Source organism: Limosilactobacillus secundus (assembly GCF_020784695.1).
GTDB lineage: Bacteria > Bacillota > Bacilli > Lactobacillales > Lactobacillaceae > Limosilactobacillus > Limosilactobacillus reuteri_F.
On record NZ_JAJGUA010000016.1, the window covers coordinates 1 to 385 of the forward strand.

2 tRNA genes and 1 rRNA gene are annotated in these 385 nt (G+C 50.6%); all 3 read left to right on the forward strand.

From position 1 onward, the window contains the following. The 3 genes from rrf to LMB57_RS00445 all read left to right on the forward strand — a co-directional run bounded on the left by rrf (nt 1) and on the right by LMB57_RS00445 (nt 337). Nucleotides 1–117: ribosomal RNA gene (gene rrf, locus LMB57_RS00435) — 5S ribosomal RNA — on the forward strand. Between the two features lie 49 nt (nt 118–166). Next, a tRNA-Ser gene (locus LMB57_RS00440) sits at nt 167–258 on the forward strand. Between the two features lie 7 nt (nt 259–265). Next, nucleotides 266–337 (forward strand) — tRNA-Glu (locus LMB57_RS00445). Nucleotides 338–385 lie beyond the last annotated feature (48 nt).

Consider the following 385-nt stretch of genomic DNA (forward strand, 5'->3'; position numbering starts at 1 on the left):
TGTGGTGATGATGGCTTGAAGGATACACCTGTACCCATGCCGAACACAGAAGTTAAGCTTCAACACGCCGAAAGTAGTTGGGGGATCGCTCCCTGCGAGGATAGGACGTTGCCACGCACAATCAAGCTTTGGCACCTGGTCTTAATTGTGCCAGGGCTTGGATATTGGAGAGTTGTCCGAGCTGGCCGAAGGAGCATCATTGGAAATGATGTATACGGGTTAAAGCCTGTATCAAGGGTTCGAATCCCTTACTCTCCGTTGTTATGACCCGTTAGTCAAGTGGTTAAGACACCAGCCTTTCACGCTGGTATCGTGGGTTCAAATCCCGCACGGGTCACTTTTGGAGGATTAGCTCAGTTGGGAGAGCATCTGCCTTACAAGCAGG